The organism is Lederbergia citrea (genome assembly GCF_018343525.1).
GTDB classification, from domain to species: Bacteria; Bacillota; Bacilli; order Bacillales; family Bacillaceae_C; genus Lederbergia; species Lederbergia citrea.
Window position 1 is genome coordinate 1598459 of sequence record NZ_JAGYPH010000001.1, and the last position, 25505, is coordinate 1623963.

Annotated in this window: 28 protein-coding genes; 11 read left to right on the forward strand and 17 right to left on the reverse strand. The window is 38.7% G+C overall.

Annotation, left to right across the window (positions count from 1 at the left end):
* Window positions 1-95 precede the first annotated feature (95 nt).
* The 3 genes from KHA88_RS08275 (at window position 96) to KHA88_RS21535 (ending at window position 1622) form a co-directional block, all read left to right on the forward strand.
* Window positions 96-497 carry a globin domain-containing protein gene (locus KHA88_RS08275; protein WP_213096373.1) on the forward strand — a complete coding sequence of 134 codons (402 nt, stop codon included), beginning with the start codon at window positions 96-98 and terminating at the stop codon, window positions 495-497.
* On the forward strand, window positions 497-1336 hold the full coding sequence (locus KHA88_RS08280; protein WP_213096372.1) for a ClpXP adapter SpxH family protein: 840 nt from the start codon (window positions 497-499) through the stop codon (window positions 1334-1336). Before KHA88_RS08275 ends, KHA88_RS08280 begins: the two co-directional genes overlap by 1 nt.
* A gap of 133 nt (window positions 1337-1469) precedes the next feature.
* A complete protein-coding gene (locus tag KHA88_RS21535; RefSeq protein WP_488153873.1) occupies window positions 1470-1622 on the forward strand; it encodes a hypothetical protein in 153 nt (50 codons plus the stop codon).
* A 234-nt stretch (window positions 1623-1856) separates the two neighbouring features.
* Here KHA88_RS21535 and pepF read toward each other — a convergent pair whose 3' ends face one another.
* The 5 genes from pepF to KHA88_RS08305 all read right to left on the reverse strand — a co-directional run bounded on the left by pepF (window position 1857) and on the right by KHA88_RS08305 (window position 8130).
* The gene (gene pepF / locus KHA88_RS08285) at window positions 1857-3677 is read right to left on the reverse strand and encodes an oligoendopeptidase F (RefSeq protein WP_213096371.1); all 1821 of its coding nucleotides are present in this window, start codon (window positions 3675-3677) and stop codon (window positions 1857-1859) included.
* A gap of 89 nt (window positions 3678-3766) precedes the next feature.
* Window positions 3767-5023, reverse strand: coding sequence for a competence protein CoiA (locus tag KHA88_RS08290; RefSeq protein ID WP_213096370.1), 1257 nt, complete (start codon window positions 5021-5023; stop codon window positions 3767-3769).
* 159 nt (window positions 5024-5182) lie between these two features.
* A complete protein-coding gene (gene mecA / locus KHA88_RS08295) occupies window positions 5183-5842 on the reverse strand; it encodes an adaptor protein MecA (RefSeq protein ID WP_213096369.1) in 660 nt (219 codons plus the stop codon).
* A gap of 306 nt (window positions 5843-6148) precedes the next feature.
* Complete coding sequence (gene spxA / locus KHA88_RS08300; protein WP_213097796.1) at window positions 6149-6544, reverse strand: transcriptional regulator SpxA; 396 nt, start codon at window positions 6542-6544, stop codon at window positions 6149-6151.
* 371 nt (window positions 6545-6915) lie between these two features.
* A complete protein-coding gene (locus tag KHA88_RS08305) occupies window positions 6916-8130 on the reverse strand; it encodes a putative glycoside hydrolase (RefSeq protein WP_249305889.1) in 1215 nt (404 codons plus the stop codon).
* A 317-nt stretch (window positions 8131-8447) separates the two neighbouring features.
* On the opposite strand from KHA88_RS08305, the gene trpS reads away from it, so the two are divergent.
* Entirely contained in the window at window positions 8448-9440 is a 993-nt protein-coding gene (gene trpS / locus KHA88_RS08310) for a tryptophan--tRNA ligase (RefSeq protein ID WP_213097794.1), read from the forward strand.
* Between the two features lie 102 nt (window positions 9441-9542).
* Here the strand turns inward: trpS and KHA88_RS08315 are convergent, their stop codons facing one another.
* The 7 genes from KHA88_RS08315 to KHA88_RS08345 form a co-directional block, all read right to left on the reverse strand.
* Window positions 9543-10292, reverse strand: a complete 750-nt coding sequence (locus tag KHA88_RS08315; RefSeq protein ID WP_213096368.1) for a YjbA family protein — start codon at window positions 10290-10292, stop codon at window positions 9543-9545.
* A gap of 69 nt (window positions 10293-10361) precedes the next feature.
* On the reverse strand, window positions 10362-10631 hold the full coding sequence (locus KHA88_RS08320; RefSeq protein WP_346728935.1) for a YuzI family membrane protein: 270 nt from the start codon (window positions 10629-10631) through the stop codon (window positions 10362-10364).
* Window positions 10632-11478: 847 nt separating this feature from the next.
* Window positions 11479-12270: a DUF2268 domain-containing putative Zn-dependent protease gene (locus KHA88_RS08325; RefSeq protein WP_213121711.1), complete on the reverse strand. Its 792-nt coding sequence runs from the start codon at window positions 12268-12270 to the stop codon at window positions 11479-11481.
* Between the two features lie 114 nt (window positions 12271-12384).
* Window positions 12385-13623, reverse strand: coding sequence for a beta-ketoacyl-ACP synthase II (fabF, locus tag KHA88_RS08330; protein ID WP_213096366.1), 1239 nt, complete (start codon window positions 13621-13623; stop codon window positions 12385-12387).
* A gap of 43 nt (window positions 13624-13666) precedes the next feature.
* Window positions 13667-14599 (reverse strand): beta-ketoacyl-ACP synthase III, encoded by a 933-nt coding sequence (locus KHA88_RS08335; RefSeq protein WP_213096365.1) that lies wholly within the window; start codon window positions 14597-14599, stop codon window positions 13667-13669.
* A gap of 123 nt (window positions 14600-14722) precedes the next feature.
* On the reverse strand, window positions 14723-15673 hold the full coding sequence (locus tag KHA88_RS08340; RefSeq protein WP_346729026.1) for a BMP family ABC transporter substrate-binding protein: 951 nt from the start codon (window positions 15671-15673) through the stop codon (window positions 14723-14725).
* Between the two features lie 139 nt (window positions 15674-15812).
* On the reverse strand, window positions 15813-16460 hold the full coding sequence (locus KHA88_RS08345; RefSeq protein WP_213096364.1) for a hypothetical protein: 648 nt from the start codon (window positions 16458-16460) through the stop codon (window positions 15813-15815).
* Window positions 16461-16768: 308 nt separating this feature from the next.
* Between KHA88_RS08345 and KHA88_RS08350 the strand changes: the two genes are divergently transcribed.
* Window positions 16769-16951 (forward strand): DUF2929 family protein, encoded by a 183-nt coding sequence (locus KHA88_RS08350; protein ID WP_213096363.1) that lies wholly within the window; start codon window positions 16769-16771, stop codon window positions 16949-16951.
* 27 nt (window positions 16952-16978) lie between these two features.
* Here KHA88_RS08350 and clpB read toward each other — a convergent pair whose 3' ends face one another.
* The 3 genes from clpB to yjfP form a co-directional block, all read right to left on the reverse strand.
* On the reverse strand, window positions 16979-19585 hold the full coding sequence (clpB, locus tag KHA88_RS08355; RefSeq protein ID WP_213096362.1) for an ATP-dependent chaperone ClpB: 2607 nt from the start codon (window positions 19583-19585) through the stop codon (window positions 16979-16981).
* Window positions 19586-19698: 113 nt separating this feature from the next.
* Window positions 19699-20007, reverse strand: coding sequence for a metal-sulfur cluster assembly factor (locus KHA88_RS08360; RefSeq protein WP_213097791.1), 309 nt, complete (start codon window positions 20005-20007; stop codon window positions 19699-19701).
* Between the two features lie 91 nt (window positions 20008-20098).
* A complete protein-coding gene (gene yjfP, locus KHA88_RS08365) occupies window positions 20099-20878 on the reverse strand; it encodes an esterase (RefSeq protein WP_213096361.1) in 780 nt (259 codons plus the stop codon).
* 185 nt (window positions 20879-21063) lie between these two features.
* Between yjfP and KHA88_RS08370 the strand changes: the two genes are divergently transcribed.
* The gene (locus KHA88_RS08370) at window positions 21064-21219 is read left to right on the forward strand and encodes a competence protein (protein WP_213096360.1); all 156 of its coding nucleotides are present in this window, start codon (window positions 21064-21066) and stop codon (window positions 21217-21219) included.
* Window positions 21219-21422, forward strand: a complete 204-nt coding sequence (locus KHA88_RS08375; protein WP_213096359.1) for a DUF3813 domain-containing protein — start codon at window positions 21219-21221, stop codon at window positions 21420-21422. The genes KHA88_RS08370 and KHA88_RS08375 overlap by 1 nt, the downstream gene beginning before the upstream one ends.
* A 41-nt stretch (window positions 21423-21463) precedes the next feature.
* Here the strand turns inward: KHA88_RS08375 and KHA88_RS08380 are convergent, their stop codons facing one another.
* Window positions 21464-21841 (reverse strand): BsuPI-related putative proteinase inhibitor, encoded by a 378-nt coding sequence (locus KHA88_RS08380; RefSeq protein WP_213096358.1) that lies wholly within the window; start codon window positions 21839-21841, stop codon window positions 21464-21466.
* Between the two features lie 14 nt (window positions 21842-21855).
* On the reverse strand, window positions 21856-22716 hold the full coding sequence (locus KHA88_RS08385) for a YitT family protein (RefSeq protein WP_213096357.1): 861 nt from the start codon (window positions 22714-22716) through the stop codon (window positions 21856-21858).
* A 148-nt stretch (window positions 22717-22864) separates the two neighbouring features.
* Between KHA88_RS08385 and KHA88_RS08390 the strand changes: the two genes are divergently transcribed.
* The 4 genes from KHA88_RS08390 (at window position 22865) to KHA88_RS08405 (ending at window position 25480) form a co-directional block, all read left to right on the forward strand.
* On the forward strand, window positions 22865-23725 hold the full coding sequence (locus tag KHA88_RS08390) for a DegV family protein (protein WP_213096356.1): 861 nt from the start codon (window positions 22865-22867) through the stop codon (window positions 23723-23725).
* A 56-nt stretch (window positions 23726-23781) separates the two neighbouring features.
* Window positions 23782-23916, forward strand: a complete 135-nt coding sequence (locus KHA88_RS08395; RefSeq protein ID WP_213096355.1) for a DUF3941 domain-containing protein — start codon at window positions 23782-23784, stop codon at window positions 23914-23916.
* Window positions 23917-24015: 99 nt separating this feature from the next.
* Window positions 24016-24507, forward strand: coding sequence for a YajQ family cyclic di-GMP-binding protein (locus tag KHA88_RS08400; RefSeq protein ID WP_213096354.1), 492 nt, complete (start codon window positions 24016-24018; stop codon window positions 24505-24507).
* A 109-nt stretch (window positions 24508-24616) separates the two neighbouring features.
* Entirely contained in the window at window positions 24617-25480 is an 864-nt protein-coding gene (locus tag KHA88_RS08405; protein ID WP_213096353.1) for an SDR family oxidoreductase, read from the forward strand.
* The last annotated feature ends 25 nt before the right edge of the window (window positions 25481-25505 follow it).

Sequence of the window (25505 nt, forward strand, 5' to 3'; positions counted from 1 at the left end):
GAAATTTGCACGAAATGACACAGTGCTATTTGTTTGAGTTATCCCAACCTGATTGCTACAATGAACATACTATTTTAGATAAAGGAGCGATTCATATGGTTGAGAAACATGCGACGCCGTATGACGCAATTGGGGCAGAAAAACTTGCTGTACTCGTAGATGAATTTTACAGCCGTGTCGGAAAACACCCTGACTTAATACCCATTTTCCCTAAAGATTTAACGGAAGTTGCCAGAAAACAAAAGCAATTTCTGACTCAATATTTAGGAGGGCCTGCTCTTTATACCGAAGAACATGGTCATCCGATGATGCGTGCTCGCCATTTACCACATGAAGTTACACCCAGAAGAGCTAAAGCATGGCTTTCATGTATGAGTGAAGCAATGGATGAGGTTGGCCTTGAAGAAAGGTTCCGCGAGCATTTTTTTTCAAGACTTGCATTAACTGCGAAACATATGGTCAATACGCCGGATGATCCGCAAGGTGAATTAAGTTGATGAATACATGGTCGGCACCAAATCCGCAGCACACGAATAATAAGCCTATGGAAATTTACTTGTTTATTGACCCTTTTTGCACGGATTGCTGGGCGCTTTCACCCATTATTAAAAAGCTGCAACTTGAATATGGTGACTATTTCATCCTTAAATATGTCCTATGTGGCCAAATCACTTCGCTAAATAACAAAAACAAGAAAGATTTAATCCATTCAAAAAAAACTGTAAAGAACTGTCAAACTGATCCATTTATGTATACACCACATTTAGCAGCCATCAGTATAAAGGCAGCTGAACTGCAAGGAAAAAGAGCAGGTATTCGCTTTATTCGCCGTTTACAGGAAATGCTATTTATGGAGAATGCTGATATTACGGATATTAATGTCATTCAGCAATGTGCAAAAAATGCAGATCTGGATTTAGATGAGTTTATTGGTGATATATATTCTCAAAGTGCAGCAAAGGCCTTTCAATGTGATTTAAAAATCACATCGGAAATGGAAGTTTCCGAAATGCCTGCAATGGTATTTTTCAACGAGAATATTGAAGATGAAGGCTTAAAAATTACAGGTTTGTATTCATATGACATATACGTTCAGATTCTTACCGAAATGCTGGAGGGTTATCCAAAGCCGGCAGAAATGCCCCCGTTGGAACTGTTTTTGACCTCTAATCCGATTAATGCAACACATGATCTTGCTGTCATTTATGATCAGTCTCCGCAACAGATTGAGCGGCAAATGAAACAATTACAGTTACAACAAAAAGCACAAAAAATACACGCAAAGAACGGACCTTTTTGGAAATATAACTCGAGCAGAAACCAAACAATGCCTTGAAACATTATGTTTTAAGGCATTGTTTTTTGCATGGACGCAAAAAACAATCATGCTCCAGTCGATATAGGCATATATGTTATATTAACAGCGACGACAAAGGAGACGGAATATGAGGAAAATCGCAGTTTTCTTGATGATTGCTTTTATTATTGTCTGCTTTTTCATCAATATTCTTGGCTTAATGAACTTGATTCCAATATATATAACCTCCCCCCTTCTTTTTTTGGCATTGCTTACCTTTCTGTCCTTCATAAATGGGAGGAACAAATTTAGAGGATTTCACTAGGAAAAGCGCAAGCGCCTTGGATGGAAGAACGGCTAAGGGCGCCACCTCCTGTGGCAACGCCGTTCTGACCCGCATCCTGCGGGCCTCCGACCAGCAAATGTTCTGATGCAATGAAAGTCCGGTCCTGACTTTTAATGAATCAGGTTATTTGACCTCGAGGGGCTAGGCGCTGGAGCTAGACTAGGAAAAGCGCAAGCGCCAAAAAAAGCTGCCCTTCCGGGACAGCTTTTTTCGTTATTCTGATAATAATGCTTCCATTTCAGCAAGCTTCTCTTCAAATACTTTGCATGCTGCTTCAATTGGTTCAGCAGTTGTCATATCGACTCCAGCCTTTTTTAAAACTTCAATTGGATAATCAGAGCTTCCCGCTTTCAAGAAATCCAGATAGCGCTCAACAGCTGGTTCTCCCTCTTCTAAAATCTGTTTCGATAATGCCGTTGCTGCACTGAAGCCAGTAGCATATTGATAAACATAGTAATTATAATAGAAATGGGGGATTCTTGACCATTCTAGTCCGATTTCCTCATCAATATGAATATCTTCTTCACCAAAATATTTTTTATTTAGAGCATAATACTCTTTCGTCAGCATGTCAGGGGTCAATGCTTCACCGTTTTGAGCTTTTTGATGAATCAAGTGTTCGAATTCAGCGAACATTGTTTGTCTAAACACTGTACCTCGAAAACCTTCAAGATAATGATTGATCAAATATAGTCGCTTCTGCTTATCTTCTGTTTGTTTCAGTAAGTAGTCGCCTAAAAGAGCCTCATTGCATGTAGAAGCTACTTCCGCTACAAAGATTGAATAATTGCCGTATGGATATGGTTGTGATTTTCTCGTGTAATAACTGTGTACACTATGTCCAAATTCATGTGCAAGGGTAAACAAGTTGTTCACATTATCTTGCCAATTCATCAATATATATGGGTTTGTCCCGTATGTTCCAGATGAATAAGCACCACTTCTTTTCCCTTTATTTTCTACAACATCCACCCAACGATTTTCAAACCCTTCTTTCAAAATCCCTGTATACTCTTCTCCTAACGGCGCTAGTCCATCAATAACTAATTGTTGTGCTTCGTCATATTGGATCTCCATTTTCACATCTTTAACTAACGGCGTGTAAAGGTCATACATATGAAGCTCATCCACACCCAGCACTTTTTTCCGCAACTTTACATAGCGATGCAGCAAATGTAAGTTTTTATTAACGGTGGAAACAAGATTATCATAGACACTTTCAGGAATATTATTAGCTGCTAAAGCAGCATGCCTTGCGGAGTCATAATTTCTTGCTTTCGCATAAAAATTGTCTTTTTTTACAGCTCCGCCCAACGTGCTGGAAAAAGTATTGCTAAATGCTCCGTATGTTTCATAAACCTTTTTAAATGCCTCTTCCCGCACACTTTGATCTTGGCTTTCTAGAAAGCGAATGAAATTACCATGTGATATTTGGACTTCTTCTCCGTTTTCGTCTTTAATGACAGGAAATTCCAAATCAGCATTATTCAGCATTCCAAACGTTGTGCTTGAAGATCCCAGAACCTCAGAGGCTTGCGCAAGGAGGGCTTCTTGTTCAGCCGACAAAACATGTCCTCGTTGAAGATTAATTTCTTCAAGCGCTTGCCTATAAAGCTGCAAATCTTCATTTTGCTCTATAAACTGCGCAATCTTACTTTCGTCCATGGCCAAAATTTCAGGTACAACATAGGAAAACTCACTTGCCAAAACAGAATATAAACTCTCAGCTCGTGCATTTAAGCCTTGGTAATGCGAATTAGCGGTATCTTGGTCATAGCGCATGTGGGCGTATGTATAAAGCTTTCCCATCCGCTCCGATACCATCGATTGAAATTCGAGTGCCTCGAATAATTTTTCTGCACTTTCGCTTAATTGCCCTTTATATTGACCGGCATCTTTTAAGATTTCTTTTATGCCATCGTATTCTTTCTCCCATGCTTCATCGGAGGAAAAAATATCCTCAAGTCTCCATGTCATTTCTTCTGAAATTTCTGAGCGTGCGGGTAAGGTTTTTACTGCTGTTTCATTGGCCATTTCCATCCTCCGTTCACTACTGTTCTTCTTTCGACATATGAAAGTTCCTTTACATATAAATTATTCTACATATCTTTAGGAAATCCTGCTCAAATGCCGAAGAAGATACAACCATTACTTGTTCGCGTTGTTTTTCGAATCGATAATACAAGCTTTTTATCAAAGGCCTCCTCCATCTTTAGCGCCTCTTCGATCGTCTTTGGCATAGTGATTATTTTTATCATTTCAAATAAGTCTTCGCCTATTTTTATGAAATATTCCAGTTCTGTCATTAAGGAAAAATAATCCTTAACGGCATATTCCCAATTACCTTCTATTTCGAGAGGGAAAATTCTTTCTAAAAGGAAACTAGCTTTCATTCTAATTCTTAATTTTTGATAAATATATTTAAGGGAAATACGCTGTCCAATTGATAAATTACTTAAGCAATCTTGATAAATAAAATACTGCCATTCAAGTGGATGGGATTGAAAATACTCCATATTAGGAACGGGAAGGCCGATAATAGGCGAAAGTAGAAAGGGGTTATTTCCTGAAACGTAAATGGCCTTCAAAAAAGGATCATCAACTATATTTCCATAATGAACTTTATTTTTCAGCCATCTTCTTTTTTCTGGAAGCCACATAGTTTGCTTTGATCGGCGTGGTCCAACTGGTATTTGTAGAGGTAAATTTGCATCATTTACATGTTTTGAACTTAATGTGGCGAAGATTTTTCTCGATGAAAGAGGAGATATTTCTGATAGCAAATAAAATCTTTTCATTTCGGTGTGAAAACTTAAAAGACTCATATTGAATCCATCTCTTCGCTTGGCTAAAGACCAATGGAAATCAGATATCTTGAATATATCATTTTGTTTCTTCTGAAAGGGAAGTCCTCCGATAATCCAAATCGGGCTGATTCCAACTTTCAAATATCCCTCTGTTCTCGTTTGTAACAACGTCCTTGATAAAATAGAGCATTGATACTCGATGGCAAACAACTCGGTTCCATTTTTCACAAGGAGATCGGGACGCTGTTTAATATTAGGCAGATAGTACTCCAGCTCGACAGTTAATCCTTGCTTCATAAAATAATCATATAAATATTTTTTCCCTTGTAGATGTTGGATACTTTCGGGTTCCGAGAAAGCTGAAGTACAATCGGAGTTTTTCTTGTGGGCAAAATGAGGGATTCGAATTTCTCCTGCTCTGAGAATAAGGGGTTCTCGACAAATGGGGCAAAAAAACTGTTGACTGCGAAGCGTTTTATTTACATTTTTTTCGGAGATGGAGGACAAAAGCGACAAACTCTGCCCTTCTTCATTTAAAGCGGTTAACAATAAATCACTTCCCTTCTTTATCATTATTCATTCTACAAGGAAGCGTTTAAATCCTCTATTGATAAGAAAAGTGCAAGCACCTTGTTTCAGCCCTGACAACTTTTATTATCATCGCTTATTTGACCTTGAGAGCTTGAAGCTGGACCAATAAAAAAACCGATTTCCATTAGAAATCGGTTTTTTTTAGTCAAAATATTGACTAAGTGTTTCAAACACATCTTCGTCAATTATTTTTGTCCCATATTCTTGCAGGCGATAAATTGTATAGGAACTTTCCATACCATATTCAAGGAGAAGACTCAATTCATCTTCAATTTCATCTTCATCAGCAGATTCATCTGGGAACTTAACATATAAAAAGTAATGATTTTCATATGAAAAAAGTTTTGATTCAAATGTGGACTCTCCCTTTATTCTAGCTAGAGATAATACATCCTCAAAGTCTTTAAACGCTAAAACGAATTCAAATAAATCTTCCGCACTTCTCTCATAGTGTTTAATCTGAAAATGTTGGTCCATCATCTCTTCAATTTTCTCATCAACGGGAAGGTCCCTTAGCTTTTCGTCTGGAATTGGTAATTCAAATCTTTGTCCATCTTTAGAGATTTGTGCTTTTGTCACGAGCACTTCCAGACCTTTGTCCAATGCCTGAATTTGAATCCAAAGTGGGCCTTCCGGCACAAAGTCATCTTCTTGATGGATTTCCTCCATCATTTCCCAAAAAAGCTCTTCGCCTCTTTCTCGGTTGTACCAGATTTCTTCGCGATCAAAGCCTCTTTCTTCTATATCAACATATGAAATGTAAAACTTGACTGTGTTTTCATTAATGCGTTCAATTTCCACACATCAACTCTCCCTTCTATATTAGGGTGGTGAAGGGATCTGTATCCCGTACAAGGCATATAATATACTGCCAATGCCAAAAGTACCGAGTATATTTCTCCTTGTACTCTTATTTTATGATAAGCATCTCCAAATTGGAAACAAAAGATATTCCCATTTAAAAAATCGTCAAATGCCTATCTCCTTGATCCATGTTTCGATTATTTTATCTAACATAAGAAGTAAAATCAAGGAAATTTTCAAAATTTTATTAATTAAATAAAAAGGGGCTGCTCCCAGGCGTTTTCGGAACAGCCTCATTTCTATTTAATTAACCATTTTCTGTGCTTCACGCAGCTGATATGTTCTTACCTTACGAGGTAAGAAACGTCTTATTTCATCTTCATTATATCCTACTTGGAGACGCTTTTCATCCAAAATGATCGGTCTTCTCAAAAGCCCAGGGTTCTTCTGGATCAAATCAAACAATTGTTGAAGCGGAAGCGAATCTAAGTCTACATTTAATTTTTGGAAAATTTTTGAACGTGTTGAGATGATTTCATCTGTCCCGTCTTCCGTCATTCTTAAAATTTCCTTGATTTCTTCTAGGCTTAGTGGTTCAGAGAAAATATTTCTTTCCTTATATGGAATATTTTGGTCTTCAAGCCATGTTCTTGCTTTTCTACATGATGTGCAGCTGGGTGAAGTGTACAATGTTACCATAATGTCACTCACACTCCTTTTCAGAATAGAATTCTTAAATATTCAATCTTCCATGAAATAAGAATTTCGAAATACAAGATATTCCCCTTATTTTTTGTCGCATTATCATTTACATTGAAATGAGTATAATGAAACAATCTCTCTTATGTATTATACACTATTCCAAGCAGATTGAATAGGTTTTTTGGGAATTTAGTTATCTGTTACTATAAAAGTGCGACCGCTGTTATAGTCCACAAATATTTATATATCTTTTACCACAAGTTAATACATATTAAACATGATGTTTCATTATTTCATCCCTTTTACTATATCCTAAGTTTTAATTTCCATTCAAAAAAATAAAAAAACGCCAATCAATATTGGCGCGGTTATTTTTTCGTATTTTTTCCAATTGTATAATTTACGTTTGGCGAATATTTATTTCCGGCATTCCAAAGCAAAAACTCTGTTATCCCTTCATCATTCAACGCTTTGATTTGTGCTTCCACTTCATTTTTCCCATAAACTTGATAATTTCCACTACCTAAGTAAGAAGCGGTAAAATCCTGTATCCATGGTCTTGATATTGGTGGATTTTTCAACTCTTTTAATTTAGCGTTTTCCACTTTTGCATACTCTCTGACCAGTTTATATGGTTCCAAATCAGGCTTGGCTATTCCAAAATAGCCTGTCCAATGGCTTGGATAAATCATGGAAGAAATGACATCTACATTCTCAGAGATTTTAGTGAAATTTTGGCCAATTCCGGGTGCTTCAGGAAGAGTTGCAGTATAACCAAATATATCTACAGAAACCTTTGCTCCGTAGGGCTTAAGCTTTTCCCTCGCGTAGGCAACAAAATCTGTAACAGCGTGGACTCGTTTTTGAATATTATCTTCTTTATTTTTCTTATACTCTCCCATTCCATATACTAGTTGTTCATCACGGTTTTCAAAGCCTTCCGGAAACCGGACATAGTCAAATTGTATCTCTTGGAAGCCCATTTTTGCTGCTTCGATGGCAATGTCAACATTATAGTCCCAAACCTCTTGTAAAAAAGGATTGACAAACGACTCGCCTCTACCATTCACCCAAATTTTCTTACCGTCTTTAAAGGAAAGGTCTGGTCTTTTTTTGGGTAGTGTGGAGTCTTTAAATACGACAATTCTAGCTATGGGGTAAATATGTTTTTCTTCCATAAGCTTTAGCATAGCTTGAGGATCTTTAATTAAATTTTGACTTATATCCGTAAAAGGGGAATCTTTAGGAAGTTTATATGTAATGTTACCCCAATCATCTTTTATGTCGATAACCATTGCATTTAAATCCGTTGAATCGATTAATTTAACGAGTTCATTGAATCGGCTTCCTCCTGCCGAATGACCAGTTACATATATGCCTCTAATCGCATCTGGATATTCAAACTTCAATCCAGAATCAAAAACAAATCGGGGTGCCTCAGCGGGCAACTCCTTTTTTTCAATGGCGAGCATTCTGGAATGATGAGTTGCTGCCCTATCCTTTTCTGCTGCCGCTCCTGCTGGATGCTGCCATAGCAACGAAGCTAAGAGTCCTGTTATTACCATCACCTTTTTCCAACTCAATGAATATCTCTCCTCTTCCTTATTCCTTGTCTTTATCTGTCGGATTTTTCCTTATCCTTTATTCTAACAAGGATTAATGTAGAATGAAATTAATATCTAATGAGTATTTATCCGCATATTTGCACGTGAACCTAAAGCCCCGGCTTGATTGTCATAAACGCAGCAGTTATAATATTATGAAGTAATATGTGGTTAATGAAGCACCAAATGAACATCATTTGAGCCGGCCTGTTTGGCACTTATATTGGTGCTGGCATTTAACCATTCTTCCCTGATTTTTGGGATGGATGGTTTTTTATATTTTAAGGAGGCCTTTAATAATGAAAACAATTTTTTCTGGCATTCAGCCAAGTGGAGTCATCACACTAGGAAATTACATAGGTGCAATAAAACAATTTGTAGAGCTTCAGCATGAATACGACTGTTATTTTTGTGTTGTGGATCAACATGCAATCACAGTACCACAAGACAGGTTAGAGTTGAGAAAAAATATTAGGACATTGGCAGCGCTTTATATTGCTGCAGGACTTGATCATGATAAAGCTACGCTATTTATACAATCTGAGGTACCAGCCCATGCACAGGCGGGTTGGATGCTTCAATGTATCGCTTATATCGGCGAGTTGGAACGTATGACTCAATTTAAAGATAAATCATCAGGCAAGGATGCCGTTTCAGCGGGATTATTAACGTATCCTCCTTTAATGGCAGCAGACATTTTACTATATGGTGCAAATCTTGTCCCTGTTGGCGAGGATCAAAAACAGCATCTAGAGCTTACAAGAGATCTGGCCGAAAGATTCAATAATCGCTTTAATGACATTTTCACAATACCTGAAGTAAGGATCCCCAAAATTGGTGCAAGGGTAATGTCTTTGCAGGAGCCAACGAAAAAAATGAGTAAATCCGATGAGAATCAACGCTCCTTCATTACATTGCTTGATGAACCAAAACAAATTGAAAAGAAAATAAAAAGTGCGGTTACTGATTCTGAAGGCATTGTGAAGTTTGATAGAGAGAACAAGCCTGGTGTATCAAACTTACTTTCCATCTATTCCATCCTAGGAAATAAAACGGTCGAGGAGCTTGAAGTTAAATACGAAGGAAAAGGATATGGAGAGTTCAAAACGGATTTGGCAGAAGTTGTTGTTAACGCACTCACTCCAATTCAGGACCGTTTCAAAAATTTGGTGGAGTCAAAGGAGCTTGATGATATACTTGATGCTGGTGCTGAGAAAGCGGCTTTTAAAGCGAATAAAATGCTAAAGAAAATGGAAACAGCGATGGGATTAGGAAGAAAGAAAAGATAATAATGAATCAAAAAGAGCCGAATCTTTATGGATTCAGGCTTTTTTTGGTTTGATGGAAATCATGTTTACCATCTCTGAGCGATTATTCAATTGGGTGCTTTTTTAATTCACCTTTGGATCACATTCCAATTCCCAAAGCTTTTCAAAAAACGGTTGACCCTTAACCAAATTTTCACATAACATAAGGTGCTTCTCCGTCCAACCTACTCTAGTTTCTTCGTAGAGGCTGCACCAAACCTCCTCAAAGTCCATTTCTTGGATCTCCCTATATCGTTGGGGAGACCATTCCGTGTACCAATAGCGGATTTCTGGAGTGTTTTTTGAAACATAGAGCTGATCCAAGGCCATGAACATTAAATGCTTTAATTGACGTTCCCTTCTCGTTAAACCGTGCATCAATTCTGGTTCAGGAGACAAAATGTGATGATCTTTCTTTGATATTTCCTGCTTAAATTTGTAAGTGGTTGGCTCGTTTTGCTCTATCATTTCATACACAAGCTGTTCTTGGCGCGGGATTAACCTACTTTTTCTAAGAGGTATTGTGTATCCAATCGTATCAATCGCCAATATTCCCCTGCCATCTGTAATGACAAAACAGTATTCCAATTGCACACGTTCATGATTTTTTCGTAAATATGCTTTTTTATAAATATCATTCAATAAAGCCTGTGGAAGTTCTGCCATGTTATTTTCGATATAGTGGAATAAGACAGGCTCTATCAACAATAATGGCACTTGATCAAGAAGTTCGATTACATCTACTCCTCGACGCCATTCATGGAAGTGGCAAACATTGTAGCCGTTCTCTTCCCCCTCGAACCAATTAACCCAAACATCATGAAGATATAGCATCCTTAACCCCTCACTTCATAACTATTTGTCAATCAGTATAGGCAGGCTGCAGTAAAATTATTCCTATAACTACGCATCGCTATTTTTTTTGTCTTCGGCATATAGCGCAACTGTAATCATAACCAAACCAATAAGCAGCAAATAGCATTCGGGTCTTGAAAGAATAAATTTAAAATATTCCCTGAAATCCCTGCCCATTGTTGTTAAATTTAAGTAGGCTATAACACTTACACCACCGGAAACAGCAAACCCAAAACCTATTAAAAAGATTAATCCTCTAAACAGCATCATATAGCACATCCTGTTTGTTTTTCTTACAGTTCTTTTCTGCTTGTCCATCTATAGATATATATGGCTGTTTCCAATTTGACATACCACCAATAGAAATAACCTTCCATTCTTGGAAGGTTTCGTAGACAAACTCGAAAAAGCGAGTTTATATTAGATAGATCTGGTTTTCCGAAGCTTACCGCTCGCTTTCCGCGGGGCGAGCGCCGAGCCGCTTCGTCGCTACGCTCCTTTAATGTCTCGGCTGTCTCGCAGATCCCGCAGGAGTCGAGCGGACGCTTCTCCAAACCATTAAAATTATTCATCTTAAACAAATGAAAAGTCAGCCAGGTTGTTAATTTTACGCAAAAGATGATTCTGTGGAACTGACTAATTCATAAATATCCATAAATGGACAATAAACCATTGGTTGTTGGTTTTTTATCATAGTTCCCATTCATTTGAAACAGAGAATATACAGTAAATATACGAAAAAAAGATATAATTCCCTTAGAGTATAGGGTATTATATCTTTTTTGTTTAGGTTCTATAAAGCTTAAATATTGTTTTTAGCAGGTTCCGTTGATTGAAGCGGAAGGCGGCGACTCCTGCGGGAAAAGCGCGTCTAGGTGAGATCCCGCAGGAGCGAAGCGACGAGGAAGCTCACCGACCGCCCGCGGAAAGCGTCCGCCTGGAGCGGAAATCAACAGTAATCCATAAGACCCTTACATTAAGAGGACTTTTTCAGTGGCCTTCGCCAAAGCGACGAGGAGGTTCACCGCCCGCCCGGCGTAAAGCGAGCAACTGCAGCGGAAATCAACAGGCCGGTTAGCAGAGACCATCAATGAATGAAAAATCACCTAGAAATATACCCGTTATCGAAAATCTGAACCTTCCATCCTTGGATGACTAAAATGTTTTATTCGCTAATAAATTTATTATTTACTAGCAGCTTTTCTGATGGAATCTTTAGTGAATCGATAATTGTTAACTGATTATTTTTAATATAACCTTTGGCTAATTCATATCCCATTGAATACCCCATCATTTTTGGTACTCTCCTTCTTCCAAACAAGAGGTCATCATGTAAGCGGTTTTCCCTTGTTATTTGAAGGTTTTGTTCATACGAATGGTTCCAATAATATTTTAGTCTGTCCGGTGAATATTGTTTTGTCCACTCTGCTGTATACGCAACACCACAACATTTTAGTACAGCATGCTCTGCAAGCCCTTCAAATAGGAGAGAATCTAGCAGTGTATAGTCATTATTATTCTTTTTATAATTATTCATCCTTGCTGCATGGTGATACTCATGAACAACGAGAGCTTCTAAGTTTTTATCATCAAGTCCGTCTGAGATAAACAAAAATAACTTATGTGGAAAGGCAAGCCCCGAACGCCCTTTAAGTTGTTGTATGAACATTCGGTTGGATTGATTGATTGGGAAAATATAAATATCAACGTCTGGGCCTCTCCATTTTTTTCGATATTTAGTATATATGTTTTCGATTTTCTCCCAGACTTTTTCTTCTTCCAATTTTCCTACTGATCGTAAGGCCTCGCGTGAAGGCCTATACATACCAAATTGAGTTAAATATCTGTAAAAATCATTTCCATCCTTCACATCAGGATTAGCCATCTTGCACATTTCAGAAGGCCGGCTAAAATATTCCTCAAGCCATTTGTATGTTGGTACTACCCCATGAACCACCACCTCCACCCTATATTCTATTAGTAAAAGGGTAGATGGTTACCATACTTATACTGAAAAAGAAAGAAACACGGCCAACAAAAGGCCGTGTCTCGATTATGTCTTGAATATTTCTTATTCATATTTCTTAAATGCAATTGTTGCGTTATGACCACCAAACCCAAGGGAGTTACTCAGTACTGCCTTGACCTCAGCTTTACGTGCTTCGTTTGCAACGTAATCAAGATCACAGTCAGGATCTGGAGTTTCATAATTCATCGTCGGAGGCAGGATCCCTTCCTTAATTGCCAATACGGAGAAGATAGCCTCTAATCCTCCTGCAGCGCCTAATAAATGGCCTGTCATAGATTTTGTTGAACTGATGGCAAGCTTGTACGCATGCTCGCCAAATACTTCTTTAATCGCCATTGTTTCGTATTTATCGTTATATGGAGTACTTGTTCCATGTGCATTTATATAGTCGATATCTTCCAGCGCTAGATCTCCGTCTTCTATGGCTATTTTCATAGCGCGTGCGCCACCTTCTCCTCCAGGTGCAGGAGCTGTAATATGATGGGCATCTCCAGTGGAGCCGTAACCAACGATTTCTGCATAAATTTTTGCACCGCGTTGCAAAGCATGGTCTAGATCTTCCAGTACAACGATTCCCGCACCTTCACCAATGACAAATCCATCACGGTTCATGTCAAAAGGTCTGCTTGCCGTTTTTGGATCGGGATTAGTAGTCAATGCCGTATTGGCACAGAATCCTGCTACTGCCATTTGAGTAATTGGTGCCTCAGCTCCTCCAGCAATCATTGCATCAGCATCTCCGCGCTGAATGACCTTAAAAGCGTCGCCAATGGAGTTTGTGCCTGTTGCACACGCAGTTACTGTACATGAGTTAACTCCTTTTGCACCTAAGTAAATAGAAACTTGTCCTGTTGCCATATCCGGAATCATCATCGGTACGAAGAACGGACTGACTCGGCGATAACCTCTTTTTTGAAAAGTCTCAAACTGATTTTCAAATGTTTCCATGCCACCGATACCAGAGCCAATCCAAACGCCAATCTTGTTCGCGTTACTATCGTCAATTTTCAGGCCTGAATCTTCTACTGCCATGAGCGATGCTGCCAAGGCATAATGGGTAAATCGATCCATTTTCCGAGCTTCTTTTTTCTCAACATATTTCTCTATATCAAAATCTTTAACTTCTGCTGCAACCTTTGCAGAATAATTATCTGGATTCAGCCTTGTCATTGGGCCGATTCCTGAATTACCTGCAAGGACATTTTTCCATGATGCAGTTGCATCATTTCCAACAGGCGATACAGCACCTATTCCAGTAACAACTACTCTTCTTTTCATCATTGCTCCAACTCCTTCTTAAAGACAGAAAGATAATTAATATATTTTAACGACCCCATTTTAAGGCAACGGCTCCCCATGTTAAGCCGCCACCAAATCCAACCATTACTATTATATCATCATCTTTGATTTTTCCAGCTTCCAACTCATCGGCAAGTGCCATTGGTATCGATGCAGATGAAGTGTTTCCGTATTTCCGGATTGTTTTTGCCATTTTTTCATCAGGCAAATCAAGCCGCTGCCTAGCAGCTTCCATAATCCTAATATTAGCCTGATGAGGGATTAAAAAGTCAACATCATCTTTCGACAGACCTGCTTTTTCCAATACATTGACGGAAGATTCCCCCATTTGCCTAACAGCAAATTTAAACACTTCTCTGCCGTTCATTATGATGAATTCATCCTGATAAAGATGGCTGCCACCCGTTCCGTCTGCACCGAGTTCAAATGAAAGAATTCCACGGTCGTCCGAAACAGGTCCCATCACAACAGCGCCTGCCCCATCTCCAAATAAAACAGCCGTATTACGGTCTTTCCAATCGGTAATCTTTGATAGTTTTTCCGCACCTACGATTAAAATGTGTTTGTAGGCACCACTCTCAATAAATTGCTTTGCAGTAGCCAAACCATACATAAACCCGGCACAAGCAGCACTTAAATCCATCGCCGATGCCTTTTTACAGCCAAGTTTCTCTTGCAACATACAAGATATTGTAGGGAATGGGCGATCAGGTGTCACCGTAGCAACAAGTATCATATCGATATCTTCAGGAGTTATTCCAGAATTATTAATTGCATTTTTTGCAGCTTCATAAGCCATATCAGAAGTATCGACATCATCGGATGCAATTCTTCTTTCTTCAATTCCAGTCATTGTCTTAATCCATTCGTCAGATGTATCCATCATTGTTTCCAGATCTTTATTTGTTAAGACTTTTTCAGGAGCGTATTTTCCAACCCCGATTATTCCAGCATGCATGCTGTCCCCTTCTTTCCTGCCTTATTCAAGAACTATTATCATATATTAAGACTTGGTACTAATTATAACATCGGAGTATCCGGTTGTAAATGGTTCCCAATATACAGGGACATCATCCTATATTTATTTTTCTGAAGGAAATTTCCCAGTTTCTATGTATTCATGCACGTATGTCTGAATTGAATGTTTGAACTCTTCATCAACTAATGGGCTGTATTCACCCATAGTGATTACACCATCCTTGAAATCAAAATGCTGATTGCCTTGTTCCAGTTCTCCCATTGCATACTTTTTTGCTACAAGTTCATATAATTTATCGACATGTTGAACAGTGCTTGTAAGGACTGTAGATTGTCCTAGATCCGATTGGTCGGAAACATAGCCAATGGCATATAAGCCTTTTTCCTTAATTTTTTCTATTAAAGGAATATTGAAACCGTCACCAGCAGGATAGATAACGTCTACACCTTTTAGCAACATTTCATCAAGTAAATTCAAAGCCATTTCTCCGTCATTCCAATGTTGTGTATATTCTACGAATACTTCTGTTTCCGGTTCTTCGATGATCGCACCTTTGATGAAACCTTCTACTTCCGGCTGCCATTCAAATGCTGCAATCACTCCAACTTTTTTATTTGGACTCATATGAGCAGCTGTCATTCCTCCAAAAAAACCCATGGCGTACCCGTCAAAACTAAGACTTGTCGTATTCGGTAAATTGGCTTCTCCATTAAAGCTTACAAAATGAATGTCTGGATAAGAGCTTGCCAGTTGTTCAAAGTATTCCGCATATTCTTCTCCATGACCAAAAATTAAGTTGACATTTTTTTGGCTAAATTCGCTAATAGCTCCCTCAGTAATTGCTTTTGAAGTAATACCTTCTTTATAAAAAACATCTATGCCAAACTCTGACTGGACCTTAAGTAACCCTTGATAGCCTTTCGTTCCCCAAACTTGGTCATTGATCGTTTCAGGAACTAGCAAACCCGCACGTTCCATTTTCCCCGGATTAGATGTGTTAGAACACCCCAATAAAAATAAAATAATAATGGCAACACTTAGCTTCCTTAACACTAAACAGCATCTCCTTTATTTCTTGCTGCATAATATTACCTATTTCAATGTTCATTGATTATCTTCTGGACTGGTACCCCTGTCTATTTTAACCCTTGGACCAACATCTGAAAAGGTAATAATACCCAATCCTTAGTACCTAAATCAAATCAGGATTTTTTTCTTCTAAATGGGAAATTATTTGTTCTGTTACATCTGTTAAGTGCTCCTTCATCTTAAGTTTTTGCCATTCGTGTGTATTGTTTGTTTGATAATATACAAACTTACCGTTTCCTTTTGACATATCGACGGGAATGCAATACTCAATAATTTTACCCTGCTTGTTCCACATATCTCTTTTTATAGTTTCAATTTCAGAACTAAAATTTCTGTTCCATTTGCCTATCGCTGACGGTTGTACAAACACAATTATTGATTTTGAAATTGACGACCGTACACTTATTTTTTTCAAAAGAAAGACCAACTGCTCATGTATTTTAGGACGATCACTTGCATAAAAATCCGTAAGTGGAAAAAAGTAATATAAAGGATTGTTTGACGACTCCTCTATTTCTTTGAGTGTCTCATCTATTTCCCTATCCTCAATATTGAAATATTGGAGATTGGCATTTCTACCGATAAACAGCCACTTTTCTTCTTGCTGTCTATCTTGCCAAAATGCGTAATCTTGTGCATTAACGGCGTAACCTTTTTCGAGTAATTTGACACAAAACTCATAACCAAGGAGCTGCCGAGCTCCAAAAACGACTGCGCCTCTCATAAAGTCCATCCCCTCTCTTTCAGCCATATTTTCATTCTATGCGGCTAAATTAAAGACTGACCTGTCACTTTGGAATCTGTCTCTTATAGAAGTTTCACTTTATCCCACATCCAACGGACAGTAACGCCCTTTTTAAATTTTGAACTAAACAATATATAGTATTGGGGGAACCGTCCGTAAATGTCCGATTGGTTCAACTAACTATTAGTGGGAAAGGCGCCCACTGATAGAAGTTTCACTTTATCAATTTGAACGATTATGGTATGCTTTTAGAGGTATGTTGATGAATATAAGGATATTACATATATTTTCGATTTGAATCGGGGTGAACGTTTATGAAATATGTATGGGGTTTTGTATGGGTTTTTCTTCTAATTCATATGTTAACTTATGTTGCTGGTTCAATGTTGGCTGTACCGTATAATTTTGCGACAGGATCAACTTTGGGTATTGGCGCCTTCATTTTACTAGTAGTCGTTACAGCAGTTTTGCCTTCTCCAACTATAGAAAAACATTAATAAACTCGCCGTCGCCGGCGAGTTTATTTATTTTTTTATTGATACTTTCAATTCTCCGTCCTCTGCATCAACAAGAACCGTGTCGTAAGGATGGACATGGCCAGCAATAATTTCCTTTGCAAGTTTCGTCTCAATATGGCTTTGTAAATACCTCTTCAATGGCCTTGCACCGTAAACTGGATCATATGCAGCATCAGCCACAAATTTTTTCCCTTCTTCCGTTATCTCTAATTGAATATGCTGCTCCCTTAAGCGAGTTTGCAATTCTTCTGCCAATTTCGCAACAATACCTTTAATATTTTCAAGAGATAGCGGTTTGAATAAGATAATATCATCGACTCTATTTAGGAACTCGGGTCTAAATGATGCTCGGAGTTGACCCAAAACAAGTTCTTTTGTATTCTCATCAACGGCATCTTCATCTTGCTCACGATCCAATAAGAAATTTGAGCCAATATTGGACGTCATAATGACCACAGTGTTTTTAAAGTCAATCCGTCTCCCTTGCGAATCCGTAATTCTTCCATCATCAAGCACTTGAAGTAAAATATTAAACACCTCAGGATGCGCTTTTTCAATTTCATCAAGTAATATAACCGAATACGGTTTTCTTCTTACCGCTTCTGTTAGTTGTCCGCCCTCTTCATATCCCACATAGCCTGGAGGAGCGCCAATTAATCGTGAGACAGCATGCTTTTCCATGTATTCCGACATATCGATGCGAATCATATGTTCCTCACTGTCAAACAATGTTTCAGCTAATGCTTTGGCCAGTTCTGTTTTTCCGACACCTGTTGGTCCTAGGAAAATGAAAGAACCAATTGGGCGGTTTGGATCTTTAATTCCTGCTCTCGCCCTTAGAACTGCATTGCTGACCAACTCGACTGCCTCATCTTGGCCAATGACACGTTTATGCAAAATACTTTCAAGACGTAACAGCTTTTCACGTTCGCCTTCTACTAGCTTCATTACAGGGATACCAGTCCATCGTGATACGATGTCCGCAATTTCATCTTCTGTAACCTCTTCTTTTACCAAGCGGTTCTCATCATCCTGGTGAGCTGCCAGTAAACCCTCCAGCGACTTCAGTTCTTTTTCAACTCCCGGAATTCGACCATGACGAAGCTCAGCTGCTCGATTTAAATCATATTGATTTTCCGCGTCTTCCAATTCCCTGCGTAATTTATCCAATTCTTCACGTTTTTCCTGAATATGCAATAGTTCATCTTTCTCAGACTGCCATTTTGCCTTCATTTCATTCGCTTTTTCTTTAAAATCAGCTAATTCCTTCTGCAGTATTTCAAGCCTGGCAATGCTTGCTTCATCTTCTTCTTTTTGCAATGCAGCTTCTTCAATTTCCAGCTGCATGACTCTTCGGGTCACTTCATCAAGTTCACTCGGCATAGAATCAATTTCAACACGAATATTGGCACAGGCTTCATCAACGAGGTCTATCGCTTTATCAGGCAAAAAGCGATCTGTAATATAGCGATCGGATAATGTAGCTGCTGCCACAATCGCACGATCATGGATATTAACGCCATGATGAATTTCAAATCTTTCTTTTAATCCCCTTAATATTGAAATCGTATCTTCTACAGTCGGTTCGGGAACGACTACCTTTTGAAAACGCCTTTCGAGCGCAGGGTCCTTCTCTATATACAGCCTATATTCATCCAAGGTTGTCGCTCCAATACAATGAAGCTCGCCCCTTGCAAGCATCGGTTTTAACATATTCCCTGCATCCATCGATCCCTCTGCTTTTCCAGCTCCTACAATCGTATGGATTTCATCAATAAACAGCAAAATTCTTCCTTCGCTATTTTTAATTTCTTGTAAGACTGCTTTGAGTCTCTCCTCAAATTCTCCTCGAAATTTCGCTCCGGCAATAAGCGATCCCATATCCAATGCAAAAATCGTCTTGTCTTTTAATCCTTCAGGAACATCACGCCTGACGATTCGCTGTGCGAGCCCCTCTACGATCGCCGTTTTTCCGACTCCCGGTTCTCCAATCAAGACTGGATTGTTTTTTGTTTTCCGTGATAAAATACGGATGACATTCCTGATTTCATTATCACGTCCAATAACAGGATCAAGTTTTCCTGATTTTACTTCGGCAACTAAATCTCTTCCATATTTTTTTAATGCTTCATACGTTCCTTCCGGATTTTGTGATGTCACTCGCTGTCCCCCCCTTATCTTTTCAATTTCTTCTCTTAGCTTTTTTTTCGTAATACTATGTTGAAGTAAAAAACTGGTTATTTCATGATGTTTTTGGTCCATCAGTGAAAGCGCAAAATGCTCAACTGAAAGGTATTCATCTTCGAAAATGTTTTTTTCCTTTTCCGTGGCAGTTAACAAATTTTGCAGGTCAGAACTTAAATATTGACCGCCCTTGACTCCCGCTCCAGTCACTTGTGGTTTTTTCTCGATGAGGTTATTCAATTTCCATTGTAACTCGCTTCGCACTAAACCCAAATGTTCATATATATTTCCAAGCAAGCTATCATTTTTTTCTAAAAAAGCTTGCCAAAGATGAACAATATCGATTTCAGGATGATCATGTCTAACTGCTATTTGCTGCGCTTCTGCAAAAGCCTCCTGCACAGTTGAAGTCATTCTACTCATATCCACTTTGCCCATCTCCCATCTTTAGAAATAAAAATAGCGCAGCTCCCCGGAAAGGGGCGCCCCGCTATATATTTTCCCGTTCCATTATTGGTCAAACGGATTATTTATATGAATGATCAAGTTACGCCCAGTGCAATTTTTGCATAGCGTGACATTTTATCTTTCGTCCATGGTGGACTCCAAACAATATCCACTTCTGTTTCTTTCACTTCAGGCAAATCCGCAAGTGCAGCCTGAACTTGATCAACGATAACGCCTGCAAGCGGGCAGCCCATTGAAGTAAGTGTCATCGTGACCTTAGCTACACCAGCATCATCCATGTCAACATCATAAACGAGTCCTAAGTTCACAATATCAATACCAAGCTCTGGGTCAATTACCTGCTCTAGAGCGCCGTATATATTTTCTTTCAAAGCCTCATCCATCTCCAACACTCCTTTCAAAAAAACTTCTCCCTTTATCATACCAAACAATTAAGAAAATCAAACTGAAAAGACCTGTTTGTTAAAAAAACATTTAGTTCAGTTGATTTAGATGGTTCTCGAACCAGGAAACTGTTTTTAGGAGCGCTTCCCTGCTTACTTTATGGTCTGCCTGCTCATCCACAATAAAATCGAGATCAGCTGAATTTCTTGCATAATTCTTTTTAATTTTTTCATAAAAATCATATGTAGGCTGAAATGGAACAACCGGATCTTTTTTTCCGTGCCAGAATAAAAGCGGTCTTCCTGCAAGAGCCTCGGGTTGCGCACTTAAATCATATTTCTTCAATCGGAAATATTCTTGCTCTAGCTCTTCGTTAGATAATGGCAATTTTATTCCCGATTTTTGAAGCTGTTCTATTTGCTCCCTCGCAAATCCTTCGTAATTCGGGCTGCCCATTAAGCAGACCGCTGCTCTTATCCAATCATATTGTGTTAAGGAACCGAGCGTAATAATACCGCCCATTGATGTGCCAACAAGGCCAATTCTTTCTTTATCAACCAAGCCTCTTGCAATAAAATCATCTTTAACAACTTCTATCTCTTTGATTGTATTTGTAACTATATCCCAGAACTCAAACACGATTTCCTCATTGCTTCGACCGTCATTTCTTTCGCCGTGTAAATTCGCTTCCGGAAGAACGACACGAAACCCTTTCTCTGCAAGCAAATAAGCAAAATGAAGGTTATGCTCTTTCGCAGAGGTAAATCCGTGTATAAAAAAAACGAGCGGAAGCATCTTTTCCTGATAACCACTTTTTACAACATGAAGAAGCGGAATGTCTTTTACTTTCTCTTTATGAATTTGTATCACGATGCTACCCCCTTGGAATTTTACAACTTAAATTTTATCACTGTACCCTATAATTTTCCAAAGAAAGGCATTTAGCAATTTTGCCATTACTTGCACGTTTCATTCTCGGCAAAGTTACAAACAATAATCTTTGAACGCAGCAATAAGCGTTCCTTTCCAATTCAAAAAAAGGCGGTGCTGTAAGATTGGGTAAAAGGAGCAAATCAAAGCGCTTTATCCATCAAGGAAAAAACTCTGTACAATTACATGCAGAGCGCTTTCCATACCGTTCTACCTTAGAAGAAGCGGAAAACAAAAAAATCGCGTTCATGGAGGAATCATCGCTGGGAGGAATTGAATAGTGGGAAAAAACGAATTGTTTCAGCAAGCGAGGCATTTTGTTGAACAAGCCCAGGAAGTATTCTCTTCAGGAGGTTCCGAAACAGAAAAACAACGTGCTATGGAGATCGCTAAAAATACTTTATCCTCTGCTTATGCCAATACGACGTTCGCAGAGCAAAGTCAACTGCGAGAATTCCAACAGACACTTGACAGCTTAAAATAGCATGGCAACAATAAACGGGAGCAGGTCCTATGCTCCCGTTTTTACTCTGGAATATGAAACTTTGCACTTGCGGTAATTTTTTGTTTCACACGCTCACCATTGATCCTTGAAGGAATCAAGAAAGCTTCCACTACATATTCTCCCGGATCTACACGCTTGCTCCCTTTTTGATAATTCCATTTTGCCTTCCATATCTTCTCTTGACCTTTTGGTATTTCCACATATTGAAAAGCCTGTAGAAAAAACATTCCATCGCTAAATTGGTATATAATCTGTCCGTCACTATTGAAAATGATAAAATCGAAAATTTGGCTTGTCGAAAATTCCAGAACCAACTCGGCGTTGGTCTGATTTATGGCAGTGAAAATAAATTTCGCCTCGTTTTTTTCTACATTTACTGTTACACGAAAATTAATCAACGCCGCTTTTCCCCCTATTCCTTTCGAAAAAACCCAAAAACCTCCGTAGTTTGGACAATATTAGTAAATGCATATGGATCCACTTCTTTAATGATATGTTCAAGATCGTATAACTCATACCTAGTGATTACAATAATCATCATTTCGTTTTGGTCGTTTGAAAAAGCTCCTCTTGCTGGAACAACCGTTATGCCACGGACCATCCGCGAATGAATGGCTTCTTTCAATTCTGACGTTTTTTTCGTAACGATCATTGCAGTAAGCTTTTGATGACGCGTGTGGATTGCATCAATGACCCTTGTAGAGGCGTACAAAGAAACAAGGGTGTAAAGGGCTTTGTCCCATCCGTATATCGCCCCTGCCGTAATAATAATAATTGCATTAATAATGAAGAAATAAGTACCAACTGGTCGATCGTTCATACGTGATAATACCATGGCAACAATATCTAGGCCACCCGTAGATGCACCCATTTTTAATGTTATTCCGATTCCCACCGCACCAATCACACCACCGAATACGGAATAAAGCAAAATATCGGCAGTATGTGGCTGAACTGGAAGAATTTCAAGGAAAAATGTAGTCAGCAATACGGTGATAAAACTATAAAGTGTAAAAGATTTACCAACTTTCATCCACCCTAAAATGGCTACTGGAATATTGAAAAGAAGCAATAAGATCCCTGTAGATATTTGGATAGGTGTATAATCCGACAATAGATTTGAGATGAGCTGGGCTGCTCCAGCAAATCCGCTAGCATACACATTTGCGGGAATTAGGAAAAAGTTCAGTGATAGAGCAGTTAGAAAAGCTCCAAGAATGATAGCAGCGATTAATTTTATTTGTTCCCTGAAAGAAATTTGTTTGAGCTTCATTACTTTCCCCTTTCTTTTAGGTAAAAAAGCATCGTGACCATTGTACTTTTCTTACAAAGTCGGTACACTAAAAATAAAGAATAATTTTCTGAATTGTTTTTGAGTCAAGCTTCTAATTCCAGTTATTTTATCACGAAAGGTGAATTTTATGACAATCAAACTATATGCTGATAGTGCATCCGATCTCCCAATAGCGTTTTTTGAGGAAAATGGCGTGCAATTAGTTCCTCTTCAAGTACATATCGACAAGGAAGAGTATAAGGATTTACTTACAATCCAGCCCAAACAAGTATATGAGGAAATTCGGGCGGGAAAAATGCCTAAAACTTCTCAAGCCTCACCCCAACTCTTCGAAGAGCTTTTTATCGATTTGGCTAAATCCGGTGAATCCGGATTATATATTGCCTTATCTTCTGAGCTTTCTGGTACATATCAAACGGCAGTGATGATGTATGAGCAAGTAAAAGAAGATTACCCTAATCTAGATTTAACAATCATTGATTCAAAATGTGTATCCCTTGGATTCGGTTTATTAGTGCTCGCTGCGGCTGAACAAATTAAATTGGGAGCTTCTAAAGAAGCAATCATTCAAGATCTCGAATTCCGTTGCGCCCATATGGAGCATTTATTTACAGTTGAGGATTTAGACTTCCTCGCTAAAGGCGGCCGCCTATCAAAGGCATCTGCATTTCTCGGTGGACTCTTAAATATAAAGCCACTTCTTCATGTGGAAGATGGAAAGCTTGTTCCTTTGGAGAAAATCCGCGGCAAAAAAAAGCTGATTAAAAGAATGCTTGATTTAATGGATGAGCGTGGAGTTGACCTTGAAAATCAGACAGTCGGTATAAGCCACGGTGATGACATAGAAACAGCTCTAGAACTCAAAAAAATGATAGAAGAGCGTTTTGGAACAAAGAATTTTTACATTAATTTAATTGGCTCTGTAGTAGCTTCACATGCAGGACCTGGCACATTGGCTCTCTTTTTTTTGAATGATAAACAATCCTAATAAGTTCCTCTCTAAAAGGGATACTAATGTAAATCCCTATCGAAAGGAGAAGGTACATGCGTTATAATACATCTGATAATGATAAGAAAGCAAGGGATAACCAGGCAGCCCGTGAAGAAAAAAACATTTTACGTGAAAAGAACTTAAAAGCAGGAAAAGATCAATATTCTCAAAAAACAGATCACCTTTAAGCCACCCGGGAATCATTCTCCCGGGTTTTCTAATGCCTCACTTGTTGATGCCGCCTTAATCCTCTATAATTGGTAGAAAAGAACCGGTGGAGGTATAAAATGGCAAAGGAAAATTCATTCGATATTGTTTCCAAGGTAGAGATGCCTGAAGTAACAAATGCAATCAATGCTGCGATGAAAGAAATTCAAACACGCTATGATTTTAAAGGCAGTAAAAGTGATATTAAGCTTGAAAATGATGAACTTGTTCTCGTATCTGATGATGAGTTTAAAATGTCGCAGCTAAAAGATGTGTTGATCAGCAAGTTAATCAAACGTGGTGTTCCAATCAAAAATCTAGATTATGGGAAAATGGAAAACGCCTTCGGTGGAACAGTTCGGCAAAGGGCAAAGCTTGTCCAAGGGATAGACAAGGATAATGCTAAAAAAATTAATATGATTATTAAAAACAGTAAATTAAAGGTAAAAAGTCAGGTTCAAGATGATCAAGTGCGTGTTACAGGAAAAAACCGGGATGATCTTCAAGAAGTCATAAATGCCATTCGTTCTGCAGATTTGTCAATCGAGGTACAATTCGTTAATTACAGATAACCAAGATTATGCTGGGGACATGAAAGGAATAAAAAAACAACGAACGGGTATATCATACATGTATCCTTTCGTTGTTTTTATTTTTTTCAACTTATTAAGGAGTGATAATATGAATAACCAGCAAAAGCAGACGATGCCTAAACAAGAACAAACACATCAACCCGGCGTTGAAACAAAGATGAATCCAGAGCCAGAATCAATCAAGTCCTCCTATCAAGGGAGCGGGAAATTGGACGGAAAGGTCGCCATTGTTACAGGAGGAGACAGCGGAATTGGTAAATCTGCTGCCATTCATTTCGCAAAAGAGGGTGCGGATGTTGCTATCTGCTATCTAGAGGAAGATAACGATGCAGAGACGACAAAGCAGCTTATCGAACAGGAAGGTCGTAAATGCCTGTTAATTCGTGGAGATCTCGGACAAGAGAATCATTGTATCAATGTTGTAAATCAAGTAATAAATGAGTTTGGTAAAATCGATGTACTCGTTAATAATGCGGCTGAACAACACCCGCAGAAAAGCCTATTGGACATTACTGAGGCTCAGTTGGATAAGACTTTCAGGACAAATATTTATGCTTATTTCTTCCTAACAAAAGCGGTCTTGCCTCATTTGAAAACGGGTGCTTCCATTATTAATACCGCATCCATTACCGCTTATGCAGGAAGCCCGGAATTGCTAGACTATTCATCAACAAAAGGTGCGATTGTTTCATTTACTAGGTCCCTAGCTAAGTCGTTAGCATCACAAGGTATTCGAGTCAATGGCGTAGCACCAGGTCCTATTTGGACACCGCTCATTCCAGCAACTTTCGATGCAGAAAAGGTAAGCAAATTTGGTGGCACCCAGCCACTCGGTCGACCAGGACAACCATCCGAATTGGGTCCTGGATATGTGTATCTAGCTTCAGATGACTCGAGCTATGTTACTGGCCAAATGCTCCATATTAATGGCGGAGAAGTAATTAATGGATAAGAAAAAAGGCCGTTTTCACGGCCTT

What these genes read in the sequence shown, in the direction of transcription:
- KHA88_RS08275 (WP_213096373.1), top strand. Translation starts at nt 96, where the DNA reads ATGGTTGAGAAACATGCGACGCCGTATGACGCAATTGGGGCAGAAAAA.
- KHA88_RS08280 (WP_213096372.1), top strand. Translation starts at nt 497, where the DNA reads ATGAATACATGGTCGGCACCAAATCCGCAGCACACGAATAATAAGCCT.
- KHA88_RS21535 (WP_488153873.1), top strand. Translation starts at nt 1,470, where the DNA reads ATGATTGCTTTTATTATTGTCTGCTTTTTCATCAATATTCTTGGCTTA.
- pepF (WP_213096371.1), bottom strand. Translation starts at nt 3,677, where the DNA reads ATGGCCAATGAAACAGCAGTAAAAACCTTACCCGCACGCTCAGAAATT.
- KHA88_RS08290 (WP_213096370.1), bottom strand. Translation starts at nt 5,023, where the DNA reads ATGATAAAGAAGGGAAGTGATTTATTGTTAACCGCTTTAAATGAAGAA.
- spxA (WP_213097796.1), bottom strand. Translation starts at nt 6,544, where the DNA reads ATGGTAACATTGTACACTTCACCCAGCTGCACATCATGTAGAAAAGCA.
- KHA88_RS08315 (WP_213096368.1), bottom strand. Translation starts at nt 10,292, where the DNA reads ATGCTATATCTTCATGATGTTTGGGTTAATTGGTTCGAGGGGGAAGAG.
- KHA88_RS08320 (WP_346728935.1), bottom strand. Translation starts at nt 10,631, where the DNA reads ATGGACAAGCAGAAAAGAACTGTAAGAAAAACAAACAGGATGTGCTAT.
- fabF (WP_213096366.1), bottom strand. Translation starts at nt 13,623, where the DNA reads ATGATGAAAAGAAGAGTAGTTGTTACTGGAATAGGTGCTGTATCGCCT.
- KHA88_RS08335 (WP_213096365.1), bottom strand. Translation starts at nt 14,599, where the DNA reads ATGCATGCTGGAATAATCGGGGTTGGAAAATACGCTCCTGAAAAAGTC.
- KHA88_RS08345 (WP_213096364.1), bottom strand. Translation starts at nt 16,460, where the DNA reads ATGGCTGAAAGAGAGGGGATGGACTTTATGAGAGGCGCAGTCGTTTTT.
- KHA88_RS08350 (WP_213096363.1), top strand. Translation starts at nt 16,769, where the DNA reads ATGAAATATGTATGGGGTTTTGTATGGGTTTTTCTTCTAATTCATATG.
- KHA88_RS08360 (WP_213097791.1), bottom strand. Translation starts at nt 20,007, where the DNA reads ATGGATGAGGCTTTGAAAGAAAATATATACGGCGCTCTAGAGCAGGTA.
- KHA88_RS08385 (WP_213096357.1), bottom strand. Translation starts at nt 22,716, where the DNA reads ATGAAGCTCAAACAAATTTCTTTCAGGGAACAAATAAAATTAATCGCT.
- KHA88_RS08390 (WP_213096356.1), top strand. Translation starts at nt 22,865, where the DNA reads ATGACAATCAAACTATATGCTGATAGTGCATCCGATCTCCCAATAGCG.
- KHA88_RS08395 (WP_213096355.1), top strand. Translation starts at nt 23,782, where the DNA reads ATGCGTTATAATACATCTGATAATGATAAGAAAGCAAGGGATAACCAG.
- KHA88_RS08400 (WP_213096354.1), top strand. Translation starts at nt 24,016, where the DNA reads ATGGCAAAGGAAAATTCATTCGATATTGTTTCCAAGGTAGAGATGCCT.
- KHA88_RS08405 (WP_213096353.1), top strand. Translation starts at nt 24,617, where the DNA reads ATGAATAACCAGCAAAAGCAGACGATGCCTAAACAAGAACAAACACAT.